This is a genomic window from Nocardioides dongkuii, assembly GCF_014127485.1.
GTDB classification, from domain to species: Bacteria; Actinomycetota; Actinomycetes; order Propionibacteriales; family Nocardioidaceae; genus Nocardioides; species Nocardioides dongkuii.
The window spans coordinates 1,576,141-1,594,998 of record NZ_CP059903.1 but is presented as its reverse complement, the minus strand read 5'-3'; the positions used below and the strand labels follow the sequence as shown (position 1 = coordinate 1,594,998).

The following is an 18,858-nucleotide window of genomic DNA, read 5'->3' as shown; positions in this document are numbered from 1 at the left end:
CGGCACACCGGGGAGAGGCGGTCGCGCGGGTCAGTCCAGGTAGTCGCGCAGGACCTGCGAGCGCGACGGGTGGCGCAGCTTCGACATCGTCTTGGACTCGATCTGGCGGATCCGCTCGCGGGTCACGCCGTAGACCTTGCCGATCTCGTCGAGGGTCTTCGGCTGGCCGTCGGTGAGGCCGAACCGCATGCTGACCACGCCGGCCTCGCGCTCGGAGAGCGTGTCGAGGACCGCGTGCAGCTGCTCCTGGAGCAGCGTGAACGAGACCGCGTCGGCCGGGACGATCGCCTCGGAGTCCTCGATCAGGTCGCCGAACTCGGAGTCGCCGTCCTCACCGAGCGGGGTGTGCAGCGAGATGGGCTCGCGGCCGTACTTCTGGACCTCGATGACCTTCTCGGGGGTCATGTCGAGCTCCTTGGCGAGCTCCTCCGGGGTGGGCTCGCGCCCGAGGTCCTGGAGCATCTGCCGCTGCACGCGGGCGAGCTTGTTGATGACCTCGACCATGTGCACCGGGATCCGGATGGTGCGGGCCTGGTCGGCCATCGCGCGGGTGATCGCCTGCCGGATCCACCAGGTGGCGTACGTCGAGAACTTGTAGCCCTTGGTGTAGTCGAACTTCTCGACCGCACGGATCAGGCCGAGGTTGCCCTCCTGGATCAGGTCGAGGAAGAGCATGCCGCGACCGGTGTAGCGCTTGGCCAGCGACACCACCAGGCGCAGGTTGGCCTCGAGGAGGTGGTTCTTGGCGCGGCGGCCGTCCTCGGAGATCCACTCGAGCTCCTCGCGGAGCTTCTCGCTGATCTTGCCGCCCTTGGCGAGCTTCTCCTCGGAGAAGAGGCCGGCCTCGATCCGCTTGGCGAGCTCGACCTCCATCTCCGCGTTGAGCAGCGGGACCTTGCCGATCTGCTTGAGGTAGTCCTTGACCGGGTCGGCGGTCGCGCCGGCGACCATGACCTGCTGCTCGGGCTCGTCGGTCTCGTCGGCCGCGGAGACCACGAAGGTCGCCGACTTCTCGTCCTCGACGATCGTCGGGTCGGTGGCGACGTCCTTCTCGAACTGCTCGTCGGGCACGTCCGGCAGGATCTTCTTGCCGTCGGCGCCGAGGACCGCCTCGACGGGGAGCGCGGGCACGACGGCGTCCGTCGCAGCGGCCTTCTTCGCCGGGGCCTTCTTCGCCGCCGACTTCTTGGCGGCGGCCTTCTTCGCCGGGGCGGCCGACCCGTCCGCGTCGACGGCCGTCTTCGCGGCGGCCTTCTTGGCGGTGCTCGCGGACGTCTTCGCGCGGGCGGGCGCTCCGGCCGCGACGGCGCGGCCGGCACCCACGCCGACGTCGACGGAGATGCCGAGGTCGCTCAGGTGACCGAGCAGGGCCTTGAGGTGCTTGGGCTCGACCGCCGCGTCCTCACTGGCCTGTCGTACATCCTCGGGCGAGATGCTTCCGGACGGCTTCCCTCGGTCGATGAGGGCCACGACGGCCGGGTGGGCGAGCACCTCAGCAGGGATCTTGCGCGTGGTCGAGGACACGAATACCTCTCGTAGCAGTACGTCTGGATGTCTCGTGGGCGCAGCCAGGCCCGGTCACGTCAAGAGCCGCATGACTTATTCTGCCACGGGGGTCGTGACCGGGACCTACCGCCCCGGGCCCGGAGCCGTGGATCACCCGGCCGGCGCAGCGCCCTTGGCCGCCGCCTTGGCCGCCGCCTTCTGCTGCTTCTTGTGGTCCCGCACCTTCTGCAGGCTGGTCGGGTCCACGACGTCCGCGACCGAGCGGTACCCCTCCACAGCGTAGTCACCGACGGCCGCTTCCCAACCCTCCGGACGCACCCCGAGCTGCTTGGCGAGCAGGGCGACGAAGATCTGCGCCTTCTGCTTGCCGAAGCCCGGCAGCGCCATCACCCGGCGCAGCAGGTCGCGACCCGAGGACGCCTCGGTCCAGAGGCGCTCGGCGTGGCCGTCGTACTCCTGCTCGACCAGGCGGGCGAGGTCCTGCAGCCGCGCCGCCATCGAGCCCGGGAACCGGTGCACGGCGGGCGGTTCGGCGCACAGCGCCGCGAACTCCTCCGGGTCCGCGGCGGCGATCCGCGCCGGCTCGAGCGTGCCGAAGCGGTCGAGCACCTTCGCGGGACCCCGGAACGCGTGCTCCATGGGGTACTGCTGGTCGAGCATCATCCCGACGAGCAGCGCGAACGGGTCCTCGCTCAGCACCCGGTCGGCGGCGTCGTCGCCGGTGATGTGGAGGGCCGGTCGGGTCGCCATCGGCTCAGTCCGCCTTGACCGCCAGCACCGGGCAGTGGGCGTCGAGCAGGATCCGCTGCGCGTTGCTGCCGAGGATGAGCTTGCCGACCGGCGAGCGGCGCCGCAGCCCGATCACGATCAGCTCGGCGTCGTTGGCCTCGGCGATGGAGATCAGGTCCTCGGCCGGCTCGAAGCCCCGGACGAGCTGCCGCAGGTCGTGGTCGACGCCGGAGTCGGCGAGGCGCTGCTTGACCGACTCCATCTCGGCGTCGGCACGGCGTGCGGCCACGGAGTCGAACTCCGAGCCCCCGCGGTGGGAGTTGACGACGACGAGCTTGGCGCCGCGCAGGCGGGTCTCCTCGATCGCCTTCGCCAGAGCGGCCTCGCCCTCCGGCTTCGGCACGTAGCCGACCACGACGGTCCCCATCGACATCCATCCTCTCCTCGGCGGCCCCGGAGGCCGCTCGGCTGCACGCTACCGAAATCCGGTCCCCTCCGGGAGCCTGTGGACACGCGGTGGGCCCCGACCCCGGGACGGGGCAGGCTGGGCGGATGGACAGCGGCCTGGTCGAGCCGGTCGACCCCCGTCGGGCGGCCCTGCTGCGCCGGGCGGTCCGGGACCACGCGCTCGCCGAGCCCCGCCGGGTCTTCCCGGCCCGTCTGCACGTCGGCACGCCCGGCGGCGGACAGCGGGTGCTGTCGCTCGACGAGCCGACCGACCACGCGCTGCGCACCGACGTGGTGGCCGCGATGCTCCGCCGCGCCGCGTCGGAGGCGGCCCCCGGGGACGTGGTCGTCTGGCTGACCCGCCCCGGCGCGCTCGACCTGCAGGACGTCGACGCGCGGTGGCTGGCGGCGTCCCTCGCGGCGTGCGGGGAGGCCGGGCGTCCGCTGACCATGGTCGTGGTCAACCGGCACGGCTGGCGCGACCCGCGCACCGGGACCGCGCGCCACTGGAAGCGGCTGCGCCGGCGGTAGCCGGCTCAGTCCCAGGCGTGCACCGGCTCGTTGGTGTGCATCCGCTCGCGGTACTCCAGCAGGGTGGCGCGCAGGGCGTCGTACCGATGCTCGCCGGACCGGTCCGCCATCCGCCGCGCGAACCACTCCGCGCCGTTCGTCCCGGTCAGGCAGCGCTGCTCGATGATGCCGAGCAGCCGGTCGGACTCCTCCCCCGGCACCCCCCAGGCGTCGAGGCCGTGGCGCGCCAGCGGGAGCAGCCGGCGCAGCACCAGCTCGGTCGCGCCGACCTGACCCACCCCCGGCCAGTAGAGCTGGGCGTCGATGCCCTCCCGGGCGGCGACGTGGAAGTTCTCCTCGGCGGCGGAGAAGGACATCTGGGACCACAGCGGGCGGGGGCTCTCGGCCAGCGCCCGCACCAACCCGAAGTAGAAGGCGGCGTTGGCGATGGTGTCGGCGACGGTCGGACCCGCGGCGAGCACGCGGTTCTCGACCCGCAGGTGCGGGACGCCGTCGTTGATGTCGTAGACCGGCCGGTTCCAGCGGTAGATGGTGCCGTTGTGGAGCCGCAGCTCGGCGAGGTTCGGGGTGCCGCCCGCCTCGAGCACGCCGAGCGGGTCCTCGTCGTCGGAGATCGGCAGCAGCGCCGGGAAGTAGCGGACGTTCTCCTCGAACAGGTCGAAGACCGAGGTCACCCAGCGCTCGCCGAACCACACGCGCGGGCGCACCCCCTGCGACTTCAGCTCCTCGCTGCGGGTGTCGGTCGCCTGCTCGAACAGCGGGATCCGGGTCTCGCGCCACAGCTCCTTGCCCAGCAGGTACGGCGAGTTGGCGCCGACGGCCAGCTGGACCGCCGAGATCGCCTGGGAGGCGTTCCAGTACGCCGCGAACTGGTCGGGCGAGGTCTGCACGTGCAGCTGGGTGCTGGTGCACGCCGCCTCCGGCACGATCGAGTCCGCCGTCGTCGCGAGCCGCTCCCGGTCGCCGGCGATCGAGATCGCGATGTCCTCGCCGCGCGCGTCGAGGATCTGCTCGCTCAGCAGCCGGTAGCGCGGGTTGCCGCTGAGGCTGTGGGTGCTCATGTGGCCGTCGGCGAGCGTGGGCAGGATCCCGATCATCACCAGGTGGGCGCCGACGTCGGCGGAGCTGGCCTCCGCGTCGTTGAGGCTGCGCCGCAGGTTCTCCTCGAAGATGGCGAGCCCGCCCTCGCGCAGCCGGGCGGGCGGGACGTTGATCTCGATGTTGAACTGCCCGAGCTCGGTCTGGAAGTCGGGGTCGGCGATCGCGCCCAGCGCCTCGGCGTTCTTCAGCGCCGGGTCGCCGAGCTCGTCGACGAGGTTCAGCTCGACCTCGAGCCCGGTCATCGGGTCGTCGGTGTCGAAGCGGGCCTCGCGCAGCATCCGGGCGAACACGTCCAGGCAGCGCCGGACCTTCTCCCGGTGCCGGGTGCGGTCGGCCCGCGTGAACTCCTGTGCCTCGACCTCTTCGCCCATGGTGGTGGTGTACCCCGTCCCGGCGGAGTACTCGCCTCCGGGGTCCGGTCAGGCTCCGCGGCTCTCGAAGGTGGTCGGCGGGACCGCCTGCTCGAGGGCCACCGCGACCAGCCGGGCGAGGGTGTTGCCCGGCTCGAGCGCGCGGCACCGGTCGACCGCGCACCAGGCGAGCGCACCGTGGCCCGAGACCCACGCGGCCAGCGCCAGCACCGCCGCGGCGCCGGCGCGCACCTCCGCCGGCGCGCGGCGCACGGCGTCGGTCCACAGCCGCACGTGCACCTCGGCGTCCGCGCGCCGCAGCGCCGCGCACGCCGCGGTGCGCACGTCCGGGTCGTCGAGGCCGAGCAGCACCGACGCGAGGACGTCGTCGGGGAGCCGCCCGGACGCCAGGTGCCGGGCGACGGCGCCCTCGGCGTCCGCCGGGCCGGCCGGGACGCTGCGGGGCAGCAGCCCGGCCACGGCGGCGACCTCGGCGGGATCGGGGTCCAGCAGTGCCTCGAGCTCGGCCCGCGAGCCGAGCAGGGCGCGCCCCTCGAGGACCGCCTGGGCCGTGAACGGGTGCGAGGAGACGTCGTAGGGCACCGCCGGCCCGGTGTCGCCGTCGGGCAGCAGCACGCGCCAGCACCGGGCGTCGGCGCGCAGCACCTGGACCACCTGCACCCCCGAGGCGAGGAACCGCCGGCGCAGGGTGCGGGCCACCCGGTCGGCGCCGGGCACGCGCGACCCCTCGGCGTACACCACGACCACCACGGCGTGGACGGCGTGCCGCAGCGCCGGCTCGAGGAGCGCGCGCACGACGTGCGGCACCTCGGCACGGGTGCGCGGCAGGTCCAGGCGCGCGTGGAACGGGTCCGGCCCCCCGAAGGTCATCAGCACCACCGAGTCGTGCGGCCGGAAGCCGAGCACGAGCGGCACGGCGGCCAGCAGGTCCTCGGGGGTGCGGGCGGTGAGGCGGGTCGCGGAGGTCGTCATGCCCAGGACGCTCCCCCGGACCTCCGACCGGCGGGCCGGTCCCGCCGGGGGCTGTGGACGACGGCGTCCCGGGTGCGGGCTGTGGACGGTCGGCGGCGCGTCGGCGACCCGCGGGGACGCGGGATAGGTTGCGCCCGTGCGTGCCCACGCCTCCGTGCTCCACCTCGACCTCGACGCGTTCTTCGCCTCGGTCGAGCAGCGCGACAAACCGTCGCTGCGCGGGAAGCCGGTGGTGGTCGGCGGGGTCGGCGGTCGCGGGGTGGTGGCGACGGCGTCGTACGAGGCGCGCCGGTACGGCGTCCGCTCGGCGATGTCGACGCGGGAGGCGCGCTCGCGCTGCCCGCACGCGGCGTTCCTCGGCGGCCGGTTCCACGCCTACCGGGAGGCGAGCACCGCGGTGATGACGCTGCTGCGGTCGGTGAGCCCGCTGGTCGAGCCGCTCTCGCTCGACGAGGCGTTCGTGGACCTCGCCCGCGCCGACCTGCCCGACCTCGAGGTGCCCACGGTGACGGCGTACGCCGAGGGCCTGCGCGCGCGGGTCACGGAGGTCACCGACGGCCTGACCGCGTCGGTCGGCATCGGGACCTCGAAGTTCATCGCCAAGATCGCCAGCGACCTCGACAAGCCGGACGGGCTCGTGGTGGTGCCCCCCGGCACCGAGCAGGAGCTGCTCCGGCCGATGCACGTGAGCGTCATCCCCGGGGTCGGCCCGGCCACCGCGGAGCGGCTGCGCCGGGCGGGCATCCACACGGTGGCCGACCTGGAGGCGGTCAGCCTCGAGGAGCTGGTGCGCCTGGTGGGCAAGGCGCAGGGCAGCGGCCTGCACCAGCTGGCACGGGCCCTCGACGACCGGCCGGTGGTCGCCGAGCGGGAGGCGAAGTCGGTGAGCGCGGAGGGCACCTACGACACCGACCTCACCGACCGGCGGTTGATGGAGGGGCTGCTCTCCCGCCAGGCCGGCGAGGTCGCCGCGCGGCTGCGCAAGAGCGGGCTGTCGGGGCGCACCGTCACCATCAAGGTGCGCCTGCACGACTTCACCACGTTGAGCCGCTCCTCGACGCTCGGCTCCCCCACCGACTCCTCCGCCACCGTCGCCCGGGTGGCCCGCTCGCTGCTCGCCGACCTCGACACCTCCGGCGGCGTGCGGCTGCTGGGCGTCGGCGTCTCCGGCCTCGCCGACTGGGTCCAGGAGGACCTCTTCGGCGAGACCACCGAGGAGGAGCCGGAGCTGCCCGAGGTCGAGGTTCCCCACCACTCGCGGCGCACCTGGGCGCCCGGCATGGACATCGTGCACACCGAGCTGGGGCGCGGCTGGGTGTGGGGGTCGGGACGCGGCGTGGTCACCGTCCGGTTCGAGACCCGGCAGACCCCCGCGGGCCCGGTGCGCTCCTACGCCGAGGACGACCCCGCGCTCAGCCCGTGGCTGCCGGAGCCCCCGGAGAGCCCGGCGATCCCGGAGACCCCGGAGACCCCGCCGGCACCGTGAGCCGCACGGACTCCCCCGGCCGCAGCTGGGCGCACTGCCACAGGTCGCGCGGGTCCACGACCGCGACCACGGGGTAGCCCCCGGTGGGCGGGTGGTCGGCGAGGAAGACCACCGGCCGGCCGTCGGGCGGCACCTGCACCGCGCCGAGCACCATCCCCTCGCTGGCCAGCTCGCCCTCCCGGACGCGCGCCAGCGGCGGCCCGTCGAGGCGCAGCCCGATCCGGTTCGACTCCGCCAGCACCGTGTACGCCGTGCGCCCGAGCCGGTCGAGCACGTCCGGCGCGAACCAGTCGGCCCGCGGACCGGGCCAGACCCGCAGCGGGCCGGGTGCCGGCGGCCGCGGGGTGTCCACCGGGGACGGCGGGCGGAACGGCGTCCCGACCGGCAGCTCGACCCCGTCCTCGACGCGCGGCGGGCCGACCCCGGCGAGGGTGTCGGTGGAGCGCGAGCCGAGCACCGGGGCGACGTCGATCCCGCCGGCGACGGCGAGGTAGCTGCGGACGCCCGTCCTCGGCGTACCCACCCGCAGCAGGGCGCCGCTCGGCACCCACTCGGGACGCCCGTGCCCGCGCCGCGCGCCGTCGACCTCCAGCGGGGCCGGCGCCCCGGTGAGCGCGACCCAGCACCCGTCGGACGCGACCACGGCCAGCCCGCCGAGGGTGGTCTCGAGCACGGCGGCGTCCGGTCCGTTGCCGACCAGCCGGTTGGCCAGGGCGGCGGCGGGCGCGTCCAGGGCGCCGGCGCGGGCGACGCCCAGGTGCGCGAGCCCGACGCGGCCGCGGTCCTGCACGGTGGTGAGCGGCCCGGAGCTGCGGACGAGCAGCGTGGTCATGCCGGCACGAACCGGACGCGCGTCCCGGGCGCGAGCAGCGCCGGGCTGGGCCGCTCGGCGTCCCAGAGCCTCAGGTCGGTGCGCCCGAGCAGCCGCCAGCCGCCCGGCGAGGCGGTCGGGTAGACCCCGCACCAGGTGCCCGCCAGCGCGACGGCGCCGGCGGGCACCGCGGTCCGGGGCGAGTCCAGCCGGGACACCGCGAGCCGCTCCGGGAGGCCCGCGAGGTAGGCGAACCCGGGCGCGAAGCCGCAGAACGCGGACACGAACTCGATCGCCGAGTGCCGGGCGACCACGTCGTCCTCGCTGGTCCCCCACGCGTCGGCCAGCCAGCCCAGGTCGGGCCCGTCGTAGCGGACCGGCACCTCGACCAGGTCGCCCGCCGGGACCGGGGCGCCGGGGCGCCAGCCGGCGAGCGCGGCCGCGGCGGCGGCGGGGTCCTCGACGCCGTCGAGGAGGACGGTGCGCGCGGCCGGCACGACCTCGTCGGCGCCCACCCCCACCGCGCGGGCGTGGGCGGCCAGCGCCAGCGCCTCCGCGGGCCCGGCGACCTCGACGAGCAGGGCACGGGGGCCCACCGGACGGATCTGCATGCGCCCAGTCTCGCGCGGGGACCGGGAAATGGCTGAGGGCCTCGTGACGGTATGAGCGTCACGAGGCCCTCGTGGTGAGGCAGAGGGTGACGTCCACCTCGATCCGACGACCCCTCGGACCCCGCCGCCCCCGTCACCGGGCCGACGCCGCGAGTCGCCTCGCGGTGCGGATCCTCGTTCCCGTCCGATCCCCGGTCCGTCGCGGCCTCTCGGCTCTGTCGTCCCGATGAGGACATGTCTACGCGGCCGGTGACCCGGACCACAAGACGTTCCCGCGGTCCCACAGGCGGATCCACAGAAGTCGGTCGGCGCTCCACAGGAAACCGCCCGTGTTCCACAGGAGCGGTCCAGACCTGTGCACGAGCCTGTGCAGAACCGAGGGCGGCTCAGAGCCCGCGCAGCTCGTAGCCCGCCGCCTCCAGCGCCCGGCGTACGGCGTGGGCGTGCGCGACCGCCCCGGGGCTGTCGCCGTGCACGCACACCGAGGCCACCGCCGCCGCGAGCCGGACCGCCTGGGCGGCGACCGCGTCGGCGCCCTCGACCAGGGCGCCCTCCCGGCCGCGCGGCAGCAGCCGCCCGTCCGGGCCGTAGCCGCGGTCCGGGAACCCCTCGAGCAGCACCACGCGGCCGGCCGCGGCGGCCGCGTCGAGCAGCACTCCCGGCATGCCGAGCACGGGCAGGTCGCCGGACCCGGCGAGGACGGCGTCCGCCTGCTCCGCGTCGTCGAGCACCCGGTGGTAGAGCGCGCCGTGCGGCTTGAGGTAGCGCACCGTGGTCCCGGCCGCCGCCGCGATCTCCGTCAGCGTGCCGACCTGGTCGGCGACCTGTTCGCGGAGCACCCCGTGCGCCACGTCGTGGGCGACCCGCCCGAAGCCCTCCCGGTCGGCGTAGGAGACCTGGGCGCCCACGGAGACGCCGCGGGCCGCGGCCTCCGCGCACACCGCGCGCATGATCGCCGGCGAGCCCGCGTGGTAGCCGCACGCCACGTTGGCGCTGGTGACCACCGTCAGCAGCGCGGCGTCGTCGGTGACCTCCTCCCCCAGGTCGGCGTTGAGGTCCAGGGTCCGGCGCATGCGGACGACCGTAGCGAGCCGGATAGGTTCGGGGCATGCAGCCGCCCGTCGCCGACCGACGCCCCACCACCACCGAGATCCACGGCCGCACCCGCGTCGACGACTACGAGTGGCTCCGGGCCAAGGAGGAGCCGGAGGTCACGGCGTACCTCGAGGCCGAGAACGCCTACACCGAGGAGCGCACCGCCCACCTCGCCGACCTGCGCACGACGATCTTCGAGGAGATCAAGGCGCGCACGCTCGAGACCGACCTGTCGGTGCCGACCCGCAACCGCGGCCACTGGTACTACTCGCGCTCCTTCGAGGGCCGGGAGTACGGCGCGAGCTGCCGGGTGCCGATCAGCGGACCCGACGACTGGACGCCGCCCCGCCCCGAGGCCGACTGCGCCCCCGACCAGCCTGCGCTGCCCGGCGAGGAGGTGCTGCTGGACCTCAACGTGCTGGCGGAGGGCCACGACTTCTTCTCCCTCGGCGGGTCCGCGATCACCCTCGACGACACCGTGCTGGCGTACGCCGTCGACGTCGTCGGCGACGAGCGCTACACGGTGCGGTTCAAGGACCTGCACACCGGCGAGCTGCTCCCCGACGAGCTGACCGGGGTGCTCGGCGGCGTGGTGTGGCACCCGAACGGCCAGGACTGCTTCTACTCGACCGTCGACGACTCCTGGCGGCCCGACAAGGTGTGGCGGCACCGCCTCGGCAGCACCCAGGCCGACGACGAGCTGGTGCTGCACGAGCCCGACGGCCGGTTCTGGACCGGCATCGGCCGCAGCCGCAGCAACCGGTTCCTGATGACCGCGACCGGCTCGAAGACCACCACCGAGTACCGCTACCTCGACACCGAGGCCCCGGACGCCGGGTGGGTGCTGTTCGCCCCGCGGCGCGAGGACCTCGAGTACAGCCTCGAGCACGCCGTCCTCGCCGGCGAGGACCGCTTCCTGGTCCACCACAACGGCACCGGGGCGGACTTCGAGATCGGCGTCGCCCCGGTCGCGCCGACGTCCCCCGAGGAGTGGCGGGCGCTGGTCCCGCACCGATCCGACGTACGCCTGGAGGGGGTCGACGCGTTCGCCGGCCACCTCGTCGTCCACCAGCGCAGCGAGGGCCTGACCCAGCTGCGGATCATCGAGCTGGACGCGCAGGCGGGGCACGAGCACGGGCTGGGCGAGGACTACCTCGTCGAGTTCGACCACCCGGTCTACACCGTCGGCGCCGGCGGCAACCCGGTCTTCGACCAGCCGACCGTCCGGCTGGGCTACACGACGATGGCGGTGCCCTCCTCGGTCTACGACTACGACGTCCGCACCCGGGAGCTGGCGCTGCTGCGCCGCGCCCCGGTGCTCGGCGGCTACGACCCCGCCGACTACGAGGAGCACCGGCTCTGGGCGACCGCGGACGACGGCGAGCGGGTGCCGATCTCGATCGTGTGCCGCCGCGGGTCCCGCGAGGGCGTCGGCGGCGGGACCCAGCCGGTGCCGGCCCTGCTCTACGGCTACGGCGCCTACGAGATGTCCACCGACCCGTACTTCTCCGTCGCCCGGCTCTCCGTGCTCGACCGCGGGGCGGCGTTCGCGATCGCGCACGTGCGCGGCGGGGGCGAGATGGGCCGCCGCTGGTACGACGAGGGCAAGCTCTTCCACAAGCAGAACTCGTTCAGCGACTTCGCGGCGTGCGCCCGCCACCTCGTCGCGACCGGGTGGACCACGCCGGACACCCTGGTCGCCGAGGGCGGCAGCGCCGGCGGCCTGCTCGTCGGGGCGGTCGCCAACCAGGCACCCGAGCTGTTCGGCGGCATCGTCGCGGCCGTGCCGTTCGTGGACGCGCTGACCACGATGCTCGACGCCACGCTGCCGCTGACGGTGACCGAGTACGACGAGTGGGGCAACCCGGAGGCCGACCCGGAGGTCTACGACTACATGGCCTCCTACGCGCCGTACGACAACGTGGTCGCCCAGGACTACCCGCCGATCCTCGCCGAGACCTCGCTCCACGACACCCGGGTGCTCTACGTGGAGCCCGCCAAGTGGGTGGCCCGGCTGCGGGCCGTCGGCGACGGGGCGCCCGAGGTGCTGCTGCGCACGGAGATGTCGGCCGGCCACGGCGGCGTCTCCGGGCGCTACCAGTCCTGGCACGACCGAGCGTTCACCCTCGCCTGGATCCTCGACCGGATGGCTCTCGCCGACGCCTGAGCCGGCCCTGAGAAGTCCCTGAGAGTTCCGGGGCTGCGCAACTCCCGGCGACCCTCGGGCGTCGTTCCCTGTGAAGGCACGCGGGTTTGCCGGAGGAATCCTCCGGTCACCGGCAGCGTTAGGAGAGTGGATCGGCAGCGCGCCGAGGCCACGAGAGCAGGGAGGCCGCCCCATGGCAACACGAACCGCACCAGCGGGGGCACGCGAGATCGAGGGCCGCGACAGCGTCGGGCTCTACCTCGACGAGATCGCGCGCAACGCCCTCCTCGACGCGGCCTCCGAGGTCGAGCTCTCCAAGACCATCGAGGCCGGCCTGATGGCCGAGCACCTGCTCGCCGAGGGCCGGGTCGGACGCCGCAAGGGCGGCGCCCCGATGAGCGCCACCCGCGAGGAGCTCGAGTGGATCGCGGAGGAGGGCCGCAAGGCCGTCGACACCTTCATCACCGCGAACCTCCGCCTCGTCGTCTCGATCGCGCGCAAGTACGGCCGGGCGCAGATGCCGATGCTCGACCTGATCCAGGAGGGCAACACCGGCCTGATCCGCGCGGTCGAGAAGTTCGACTACACCAAGGGCTACAAGTTCTCGACGTACGCCACCTGGTGGGTGCGCCAGGCGATCACCCGCGGCATCGCCCAGCAGGCCCGGGTGGTCCGGCTGCCCGTGCACGTCGTCGAGGAGCTCAACCAGGTCGGCGGCGCCCGCCGTACCCTCGAGCGCCAGCTCGGCCGGGACCCCGACCCGCAGGAGATCGCCGCCGAGCTCGGCATGGAGGTTGACCGCGTGCTCGACCTGATGGCGTGGGGCCGCGAGCACGTCAGCCTCGACTCCCCCGTCGACGAGGACGGCGACACCTCGCTCGGCGACCTGATGGCGCAGGAGACCTCCCCCGGTCCCGACCTGACCGTCCTGGACACCGAGTCGCGCGACCGGCTCAACAGCCTGGTCGGCCACCTCGACGACCGCGCCGCCGACATCATCCGGTCCCGGTACGGGCTCGTCGACGGTCGCCAGCACAAGCTCGCCGACATCGGCGCCAAGCACGGCATCTCCGCCGAGCGGGTGCGCCAGCTCGAGCGCGAGGCGCTGCAGAAGCTGCGCCGGATCGCCGACCCGGACCTCGCGGCCTGACGACCGCCCCCGTCCGACCACCCCGTTCGACCGACCGAGAGCCCTCGCCCGCAGGCGGGGGCTCTCGTCGTTTCCTACGATGCGCACGTGCAGATCGCGCCCGACCCGCTAACCTCGCCGGAGGTGGCCGCCTTCCTGCAGGCGCACCTGGACCAGATGCGGGCCACCTCCCCGCCGGGGAGCGTGCACGCGCTGGACCTGGACGGGCTGCGAGCCCCGGGCACCCGCTTCTGGTCGGCGTACGACGGCGGCGAGCTCGTGGGGTGCGCGGCCCTCGCGCTCGTGGACCCCGAGCGCGAGCCGGGGCACGGCGAGCTGAAGTCGATGCGGACCGCCCCGCACCGGGTGCGCGAGGGGATCGCCGGGAGGCTGCTGGTCCACGTGCTCGCGGAGGCCCGCGCCGCGGGGCTCACGCGGGTCAGCCTGGAGACCGGGTCCCAGGACTTCTTCGCTCCGGCCCGTGCGCTCTACGCGCGCCACGGCTTCGTGGCGTGCCCGCCGTTCGGTGACTACCGCCCGGACCCGCACAGCACCTTCCTCACCCGGCCCCTCTGAGCGTCCCGTCCTCCAGGTGCCCCGCGAGCCAGCCGAAGGCGTCCAGGGTGTGCGTGTTCCAGAACGCGCGGGTGTGCCCGCCGGGGGCGAAGGTGGCGACCTCGGGCGGCGTGGGCAGCGCCGCGGCCAGGGCCCGTGCGCTGTCGACGAACTGGTCCTCCTCGCCGCACCAGATCCCGACCGGCACCCGGACTCCGTCGAGCCCGCCGAGGACCGGGTCGTCGTCTCCGAGCGCCGGGCTGAACAGCGCCAGCGCCCGCACCCACCCCGGGTCCTCCACGACCAGGCGGAGTCCGCCGTACGCGCCCCGGGACCAGCCCCAGAGGGCCTGGGGCGAGCCGAAGCCGCGCTCGCCCAGCCAGGCCGGCAGCTCCTCGCGGAACAGGGCCGGCGGGTCCGAGCCGGCCGTCGCGGTCCACCCGGTCGGGCCGTCGTCGGTGCCGACCAGGACGAACGGCGCCGCCCCGGCCTCCACGGCGGCGCTGACGAAGCGGCCCAGGCCGAAGCCCGGGAGCTCGGCCGCCGAGGCGCTCGCCCCGTGCAGCACGACCACGACCGGCAGGCCGGCCCCGTCGCCGTACCCGGCCGGGACGGCGGTGACCACGTCGATGTCGCCGCCCATCGCCGTCGAGCGCAGCGACCAGGTCCGGACCTCGCCCTCGGGGGCGTCCGGCACCCACGGCTCCGGCACCAGTCCCAGCCGCGCCCGCACGGCGTACGGCGTGGCCCGCCAGCCGACCGCGCCGGCCGCCGTGGCGCCGGCCATGCCGGCGGAGGTCAGCAGCAGCCCACGGCGCGTCAGCACGCGTGGAGGATCCCTCTCCCCCGGGCGGTCCGGCCGCGCCGCGCCGCCGGCGTACCCGAAATTCAGGAGGCGGTGAGCTCGGCGTGCACCGCCAGGACCCGGTCGCGCAGGTCCTCCAGGGTCCCGGTGTTGTCCAGGACGTACGTCGCGATCGCGAGCCGCTGCTCGCGGGTGGCCTGGGCCGCCACGCGCGCCTCGGCGTCCGCGCGGTCCATGCCGCGGTCGCGGACCATCCGCTCGACCTGCGTCTCGACCGGCACGTCGACGACGAGGACGGCGTCGAAGGTGTCCGCGCGGCCCGACTCAGCCAGCAGCGGGATGTCGTGGACGACGAGGGCGCCCTCGGGCGCGGACGCCTCCAGCGCGGCGTACCGCTCGAAGACCAGCGGGTGCACGATCGCCTCCAGCGCGCGCCGGCGCCCCTCGTCGGCGAAGACCACCTTGCCCAGGGCGGCCCGGTCCAGGTCGCCCTCGGGGGTGAGCAGCTCCTCGCCGAACTCCGCGACCACGGCCGCGAGGCCGGGGGTGCCGCGCTCGACGACCTCGCGCGCCAGCTTGTCGCCGTCGATGACGACCGCGCCGAGCTCCTCGAGGATCGCCGAGACCGTGCTCTTGCCCGAGGCGATGCCGCCGGTGAGTCCCACTCGCGTCACCCGGGGAGTATCGCAGGCGGGCCGCGCCGCCGCCGCGGCACCGAGCCTCAGCCGGGACCGCCGCCCACGGTGCCGATGAGCACGTGGGTCACGCAGAGGACGCCTTCCTCGGCCGTCGACTCGATCCGGATCTCGTCGTCCGTGTCGCTCAGGACCATCGCACGTGGCGAGTTCAGACCCGGCCGGATCGCGAACGGGAGGGCGTGCTCGCCCAGCTCCACGACGACGCCGCCTTCCATCGAGCTGAACGCGTTGACCTGCACCATCCACGAGGACTGGTAGAGGGAGGCCGTCATCGGGACCACCAGACGCTCGCCCGGACCGAGGGCGTACCCGCAGTCGGGGACCGGTCCCGGCTTCGAGCGGATCGCCGGGAGGATGGTCGCCTCCCTGAGTCGGCCATCGGCGTCGACGGTGAACAGCCGGTCGGCGGGGCCGTCGAAGCGCACCCGGTCGCCGAGCGGCTCCAGCATCCGCGAGAGCCGGGCGTACTCGCCGAAGAATGGGGCGAAGAGCACCGGGTCGGGGGCGTACGCGTCGACGATCGTCACCGGGCCCCGCTGCTCGACCTCTGCCGTCACGTTCTCCAGCCACGCCTGAGCGGGCGAGACACCGATCCGGTGCACGCCGACGAGGTTCGCCACCGCCAGGGAGACCATGACCGCGCCGACGATCCCCACCGCCAGAGCGCGCGGCGGCCGACGCGACAGCAGACGGGCGCGCCAATGCTCCCGGTCCGCGACCGGACGGACGGCCTCCGGCGTCATCCAGAGCGCGACCGCCAGGCAGAGCACCGCGAAGATGTCCGCTGCGTAGCGCTCGTAGCCGAGCTTGGTCAGGCCGAGGACCTCCAGGCGGCCGCTGAGCGCGAGCAGGCCCCAGGAGATCGACCCGAAGAGGGCCACCATCCCCAGCGGCACCCACGCCGAGCGACGCAGGATCGACGCGAGCGCCAGGCCCAGCACGACCACCGCGCAGGTCAGGACGACCTGCCACCCGGCGGGATGCGCCTGCAGCTCTGCCTCGGTCGGCAGCGTGCCCCACGGCCCGCCGAGCAGACCGGGACTGAGCAGGTGACCGCCCAGCTCCCCGAAGGAGCCTGCCACGGCGCCGGCCGGCTGCAGCTTGAACTCGACGGGGAAGGGCCCCGTCGAGTCGCGCCGTGTCGCCACCAGGTAGATCGCCGCGTAACCGGTGGCGACGCCGCCCAGCAGGCAACCCTCGCGGATCAGACCGCGCCACCGGCCGGGTCGGCGGGGCGCGAGGTAGATGATCACGGCCGCGATGGGGATCGCCACCAGGAGGGCCTTCTCCCACATCGCCAGGCCGGCGACGTAGACGAGCAGGAGACCGATCCGGTCCGCGCGGCGACCGTGCCGCGCGAGCCGGGCAGCGAAGTAGACGCACCCCGCGAGCGTCGCCTGAAGCGGGATCGTCTGCAGCGCGGCCGCCCACCAGATCGTGCCCTGGAGGTGGAGGGGCGTGAGCGCGATCAGGGCGAGCGGGACCAGGGTGCGCAGGCGCTCCCCGCACAGCTCGCGTAGCGCCACCGCCCAGACGGCGGTCGCGGCGGTCGCGGCGAGCGCCGTCAGGATCACCACCGCGATGTGTGACAGCGGCGCGACCCGGGTGGTGACCCACACCACGAGAAACTCGCCGGGCATCAGGTGGCCGTTGTAGTTCTGGAACAGGAAGTCGACGAAGCCCATCGAGCGGGCCTCTTGCATGTAGACCCAGTCGTCGTACATCCACGACCAGCGGGAGACCGACCACAGGCGCAGCGCCAGCACCACGGTCAGGATGGCGACCACCGCGACGCGGAACGGGATCGATCTCGAACCGGCCCGGGGAAGGGTCGCGGGTGCTCCCTCGGCAGTCGTCACGATGGGCGTCACGGTCGGCGGCACGCCGGCCAGTATGGGCGGGGAGCCCGCGGCCGTTCGCTAGTCAGGGTAAGTGGCGGGAATCCGGCGACCGCTCGTTCCTGCCAGGGGGCGGGCGTGCGAGGCCTCCGGCGACCTCAGACCCGGACCCACACCGTGCGGGTCCGCCACGGTCCCGGCGTCCGGTCGTTGAGCGCCCGCACGGAGACCCGGTACTCCCGACGGGGCACGAGCCGCCGCCCGACCAGCCCGGGCGTCGTGGTCCGCCGCCGCGGACGGACCCCCGGGTGGGCCGCGACGGACGGACCCCCGGGTGGCGGCCGCCGGGCCGCCACGGCATGCTCGGGCCGTGGACCCGCTGCCCCTCCTGGACCGGCACAGCACGGCCGTCGCCGCCGACTCCGGTCGTCCACGAGGTGGCCCGGCGCTACGCCGGGCGGCTGGCGCGCACCGACCACGTGCTCCTCGGTCGGCTGCTCGGCACGGACCCGCCGTCGGGGTTCGCGCTCGACGAGGCGGTCCGCGACGGCGAGGTCGCCCTCGTGGGCCGGCACCGGTTCTCGCAGTACCGCCTCGTGTTCGCCATCGCCGACCAGGCCGGTGGACCCGGCAGCACGCTCTCGGTGCTGTCGTACGCCGCGTTCCCGGGAGTCCAGGGACGCGCCTACCGGGCGCTCCTCCTCGGGACCGGCGGACACGTCCTCGCGGTCCGGCAGATGCTCCGCGCGATCCGCGCCGAGGCGGAGCGGGACCAGCCGGGGGCCGCCTCGTGACCGCGCTCGCGGAGGGCTCGCGGGTCGCGCTGCTGGCGCCGGCCGGCCCGGCGTACCTCGACGCCGTCCTGTCGCTGCTCGCCGCCGGCGTCTTCCCCATCCCGCTCGACCCGCGGCTCACGGCGTACGAGCGCGCGCGGGTGCTCGGTCCGCTCCGGCCCGACCTGGTCGTCGAGGACGACGCGGCGCTGGCCGCGCTCGTGGACCCGGTCCTGCGCCGGGCGCTGCCGCGCGGCCGGCCGATGCACTGCACGAGCGGCACGACCGGCACGCCCAAGGGCGTCTTCAGCGGCGTGCTGCCCGAGGACCGGGCGCGGGCGCTCGTGGCCGAGGAGCGCGACCTGTGGGGGTTCGCCGCCGACGACGTGAACCTCGTGGTGAGCCCGCTGTACCACTCGGCGCCGCTGCGCTTCGCCATGGGCACGGCGCTGGCCGGCGGCCGGGTCGTGGTCCCCGGGCCGTTCGACGCCGCGCTGCTGACCGAGACGATCCGGCGGGAGCGGCCGACCAGCATGTTCGTGGTGCCGACCCACCTGCAGCGGCTCTTCGACCACTGGGACGAGGTCGGCGTCCCGGACCTCTCCTCGTTCCGTCTGGTCGCGCACGCCGGCGCGCCGTGTCCCGCCGCCGTGAAGCGCCGGCTCGTCGACCTCTTCCCCGACCGCACCACCTGGGAGTTCTACGGCTCCACCGAGGGCCAGTTCACCGCCTGCCGCAGCGAGGAGCAGCTGGACCGGCCCGGAACCGTCGGGCGGGCCCGCCCGGGACGGCGGCTGGAGGTCGACGACGACGGCACCATCTGGTGCGCGGTGCCGGAGCACGCGCGGTTCACCTACTACGGGGACCCCGAGAAGACCGCGGCTGCCTGGCGGGGCGACCGGTTCACGGTCGGCGACCTGGGCCGCCTCGACGACGACGGCTACCTCTACCTCGACGGGCGGCGCGAGGACCTGGTGATCAGCGGCGGCGTCAACGTCTACCCGCTCGAGGTGGAGCAGACGCTGCTCGAGCACCCCGGCGTCGCCGACGTCGCGGTGTACGGCGTGCCCGACCCGCAGTGGGGGCAGCGGGTCTGCGCCGCCGTCGTCGGGACCGCCGCCGAGGCCGAGCTGCGGGCGTTCGTGCGCGAGCGGCTCGCCCCGCCGAAGCGGCCCAAGGCCTGGTCCTTCCTCGAGGAGCTGCCGCGCACCCTCACCGGCAAGGTGCTGCGCGGCGACCTGCCGCGCTGAGCCG

At 74.6% G+C, this 18,858-nt stretch carries 17 protein-coding genes and 1 pseudogene; 7 read left to right on the top strand and 11 right to left on the bottom strand.

The features are described 5' to 3' along the window. Nucleotides 1-30: 30 nt before the first annotated feature. From H4O22_RS07740 to H4O22_RS07730, 3 genes and pseudogenes are all read right to left on the bottom strand, one after another. Nucleotides 31-1,110, bottom strand: a pseudogene (locus tag H4O22_RS07740) (RNA polymerase sigma factor); the annotation flags it as partial. 546 nt (nucleotides 1,111-1,656) lie between these two features. After that, a complete protein-coding gene (locus tag H4O22_RS07735) occupies nucleotides 1,657-2,256 on the bottom strand; it encodes an HhH-GPD-type base excision DNA repair protein (protein WP_182526428.1) in 600 nt (199 codons plus the stop codon). 4 nt (nucleotides 2,257-2,260) lie between these two features. Then, entirely contained in the window at nucleotides 2,261-2,662 is a 402-nt protein-coding gene (locus H4O22_RS07730) for a universal stress protein (protein WP_182527020.1), read from the bottom strand. A 125-nt stretch (nucleotides 2,663-2,787) separates the two neighbouring features. Here H4O22_RS07730 and H4O22_RS07725 point away from each other — a divergent pair, with 125 nt between their 5' ends. After that, complete coding sequence (locus H4O22_RS07725; RefSeq protein WP_182526427.1) at nucleotides 2,788-3,213, top strand: hypothetical protein; 426 nt, start codon at nucleotides 2,788-2,790, stop codon at nucleotides 3,211-3,213. Nucleotides 3,214-3,218: 5 nt separating this feature from the next. Here H4O22_RS07725 and H4O22_RS07720 read toward each other — a convergent pair whose 3' ends face one another. Both H4O22_RS07720 and H4O22_RS07715 read right to left on the bottom strand, forming a co-directional pair. Then, nucleotides 3,219-4,685 carry a glutamate-cysteine ligase family protein gene (locus tag H4O22_RS07720; RefSeq protein WP_182526426.1) on the bottom strand — a complete coding sequence of 489 codons (1,467 nt, stop codon included), beginning with the start codon at nucleotides 4,683-4,685 and terminating at the stop codon, nucleotides 3,219-3,221. Between the two features lie 48 nt (nucleotides 4,686-4,733). Continuing rightward, nucleotides 4,734-5,657, bottom strand: coding sequence for a DUF4192 domain-containing protein (locus H4O22_RS07715; RefSeq protein WP_182526425.1), 924 nt, complete (start codon nucleotides 5,655-5,657; stop codon nucleotides 4,734-4,736). 136 nt (nucleotides 5,658-5,793) lie between these two features. Here H4O22_RS07715 and H4O22_RS07710 point away from each other — a divergent pair, with 136 nt between their 5' ends. Further along, on the top strand, nucleotides 5,794-7,143 hold the full coding sequence (locus tag H4O22_RS07710) for a DNA polymerase IV (protein ID WP_182526424.1): 1,350 nt from the start codon (nucleotides 5,794-5,796) through the stop codon (nucleotides 7,141-7,143). Here H4O22_RS07710 and H4O22_RS07705 read toward each other — a convergent pair. The 3 genes from H4O22_RS07705 to H4O22_RS07695 form a co-directional block, all read right to left on the bottom strand. Next, a complete protein-coding gene (locus H4O22_RS07705; protein ID WP_182526423.1) occupies nucleotides 7,070-7,975 on the bottom strand; it encodes a 5-oxoprolinase subunit C family protein in 906 nt (301 codons plus the stop codon). The genes H4O22_RS07710 and H4O22_RS07705 overlap by 74 nt on opposite strands. After that, on the bottom strand, nucleotides 7,972-8,565 hold the full coding sequence (locus H4O22_RS07700) for a 5-oxoprolinase subunit B family protein (RefSeq protein ID WP_182526422.1): 594 nt from the start codon (nucleotides 8,563-8,565) through the stop codon (nucleotides 7,972-7,974). Before H4O22_RS07700 ends, H4O22_RS07705 begins: the two co-directional genes overlap by 4 nt. 386 nt (nucleotides 8,566-8,951) lie before the next feature. Then, on the bottom strand, nucleotides 8,952-9,638 hold the full coding sequence (locus tag H4O22_RS07695) for a 5-oxoprolinase subunit PxpA (protein ID WP_182526421.1): 687 nt from the start codon (nucleotides 9,636-9,638) through the stop codon (nucleotides 8,952-8,954). 35 nt (nucleotides 9,639-9,673) lie between these two features. On the opposite strand from H4O22_RS07695, the gene H4O22_RS07690 reads away from it, so the two are divergent. The 3 genes from H4O22_RS07690 to H4O22_RS07680 all read left to right on the top strand — a co-directional run bounded on the left by H4O22_RS07690 (nucleotide 9,674) and on the right by H4O22_RS07680 (nucleotide 13,511). Beyond that, nucleotides 9,674-11,827 (top strand): S9 family peptidase, encoded by a 2,154-nt coding sequence (locus H4O22_RS07690; protein WP_182526420.1) that lies wholly within the window; start codon nucleotides 9,674-9,676, stop codon nucleotides 11,825-11,827. A 172-nt stretch (nucleotides 11,828-11,999) separates the two neighbouring features. Then, on the top strand, nucleotides 12,000-12,956 hold the full coding sequence (locus H4O22_RS07685; RefSeq protein WP_182526419.1) for a sigma-70 family RNA polymerase sigma factor: 957 nt from the start codon (nucleotides 12,000-12,002) through the stop codon (nucleotides 12,954-12,956). A gap of 123 nt (nucleotides 12,957-13,079) precedes the next feature. Further along, the gene (locus H4O22_RS07680; RefSeq protein ID WP_244963152.1) at nucleotides 13,080-13,511 is read left to right on the top strand and encodes a GNAT family N-acetyltransferase; all 432 of its coding nucleotides are present in this window, start codon (nucleotides 13,080-13,082) and stop codon (nucleotides 13,509-13,511) included. On the opposite strand, the gene H4O22_RS07675 is transcribed toward H4O22_RS07680, so the two are convergent. From H4O22_RS07675 to H4O22_RS07665, 3 genes are all read right to left on the bottom strand, one after another. Continuing rightward, on the bottom strand, nucleotides 13,495-14,316 hold the full coding sequence (locus tag H4O22_RS07675) for an alpha/beta hydrolase-fold protein (protein WP_182526418.1): 822 nt from the start codon (nucleotides 14,314-14,316) through the stop codon (nucleotides 13,495-13,497). The genes H4O22_RS07680 and H4O22_RS07675 overlap by 17 nt on opposite strands. Before the next feature lie 62 nt (nucleotides 14,317-14,378). After that, on the bottom strand, nucleotides 14,379-14,969 hold the full coding sequence (coaE, locus tag H4O22_RS07670; RefSeq protein WP_182526417.1) for a dephospho-CoA kinase: 591 nt from the start codon (nucleotides 14,967-14,969) through the stop codon (nucleotides 14,379-14,381). A 47-nt stretch (nucleotides 14,970-15,016) separates the two neighbouring features. Beyond that, on the bottom strand, nucleotides 15,017-16,780 hold the full coding sequence (locus H4O22_RS07665) for a hypothetical protein (RefSeq protein WP_182526416.1): 1,764 nt from the start codon (nucleotides 16,778-16,780) through the stop codon (nucleotides 15,017-15,019). A 359-nt stretch (nucleotides 16,781-17,139) separates the two neighbouring features. On the opposite strand from H4O22_RS07665, the gene H4O22_RS07660 reads away from it, so the two are divergent. Continuing rightward, on the top strand, nucleotides 17,140-17,625 hold the full coding sequence (locus tag H4O22_RS07660) for a hypothetical protein (RefSeq protein ID WP_182526415.1): 486 nt from the start codon (nucleotides 17,140-17,142) through the stop codon (nucleotides 17,623-17,625). Next, the gene (locus tag H4O22_RS07655) at nucleotides 17,622-18,854 is read left to right on the top strand and encodes a class I adenylate-forming enzyme family protein (protein ID WP_182526414.1); all 1,233 of its coding nucleotides are present in this window, start codon (nucleotides 17,622-17,624) and stop codon (nucleotides 18,852-18,854) included. Before H4O22_RS07660 ends, H4O22_RS07655 begins: the two co-directional genes overlap by 4 nt. Nucleotides 18,855-18,858: the final 4 nt, after the last annotated feature.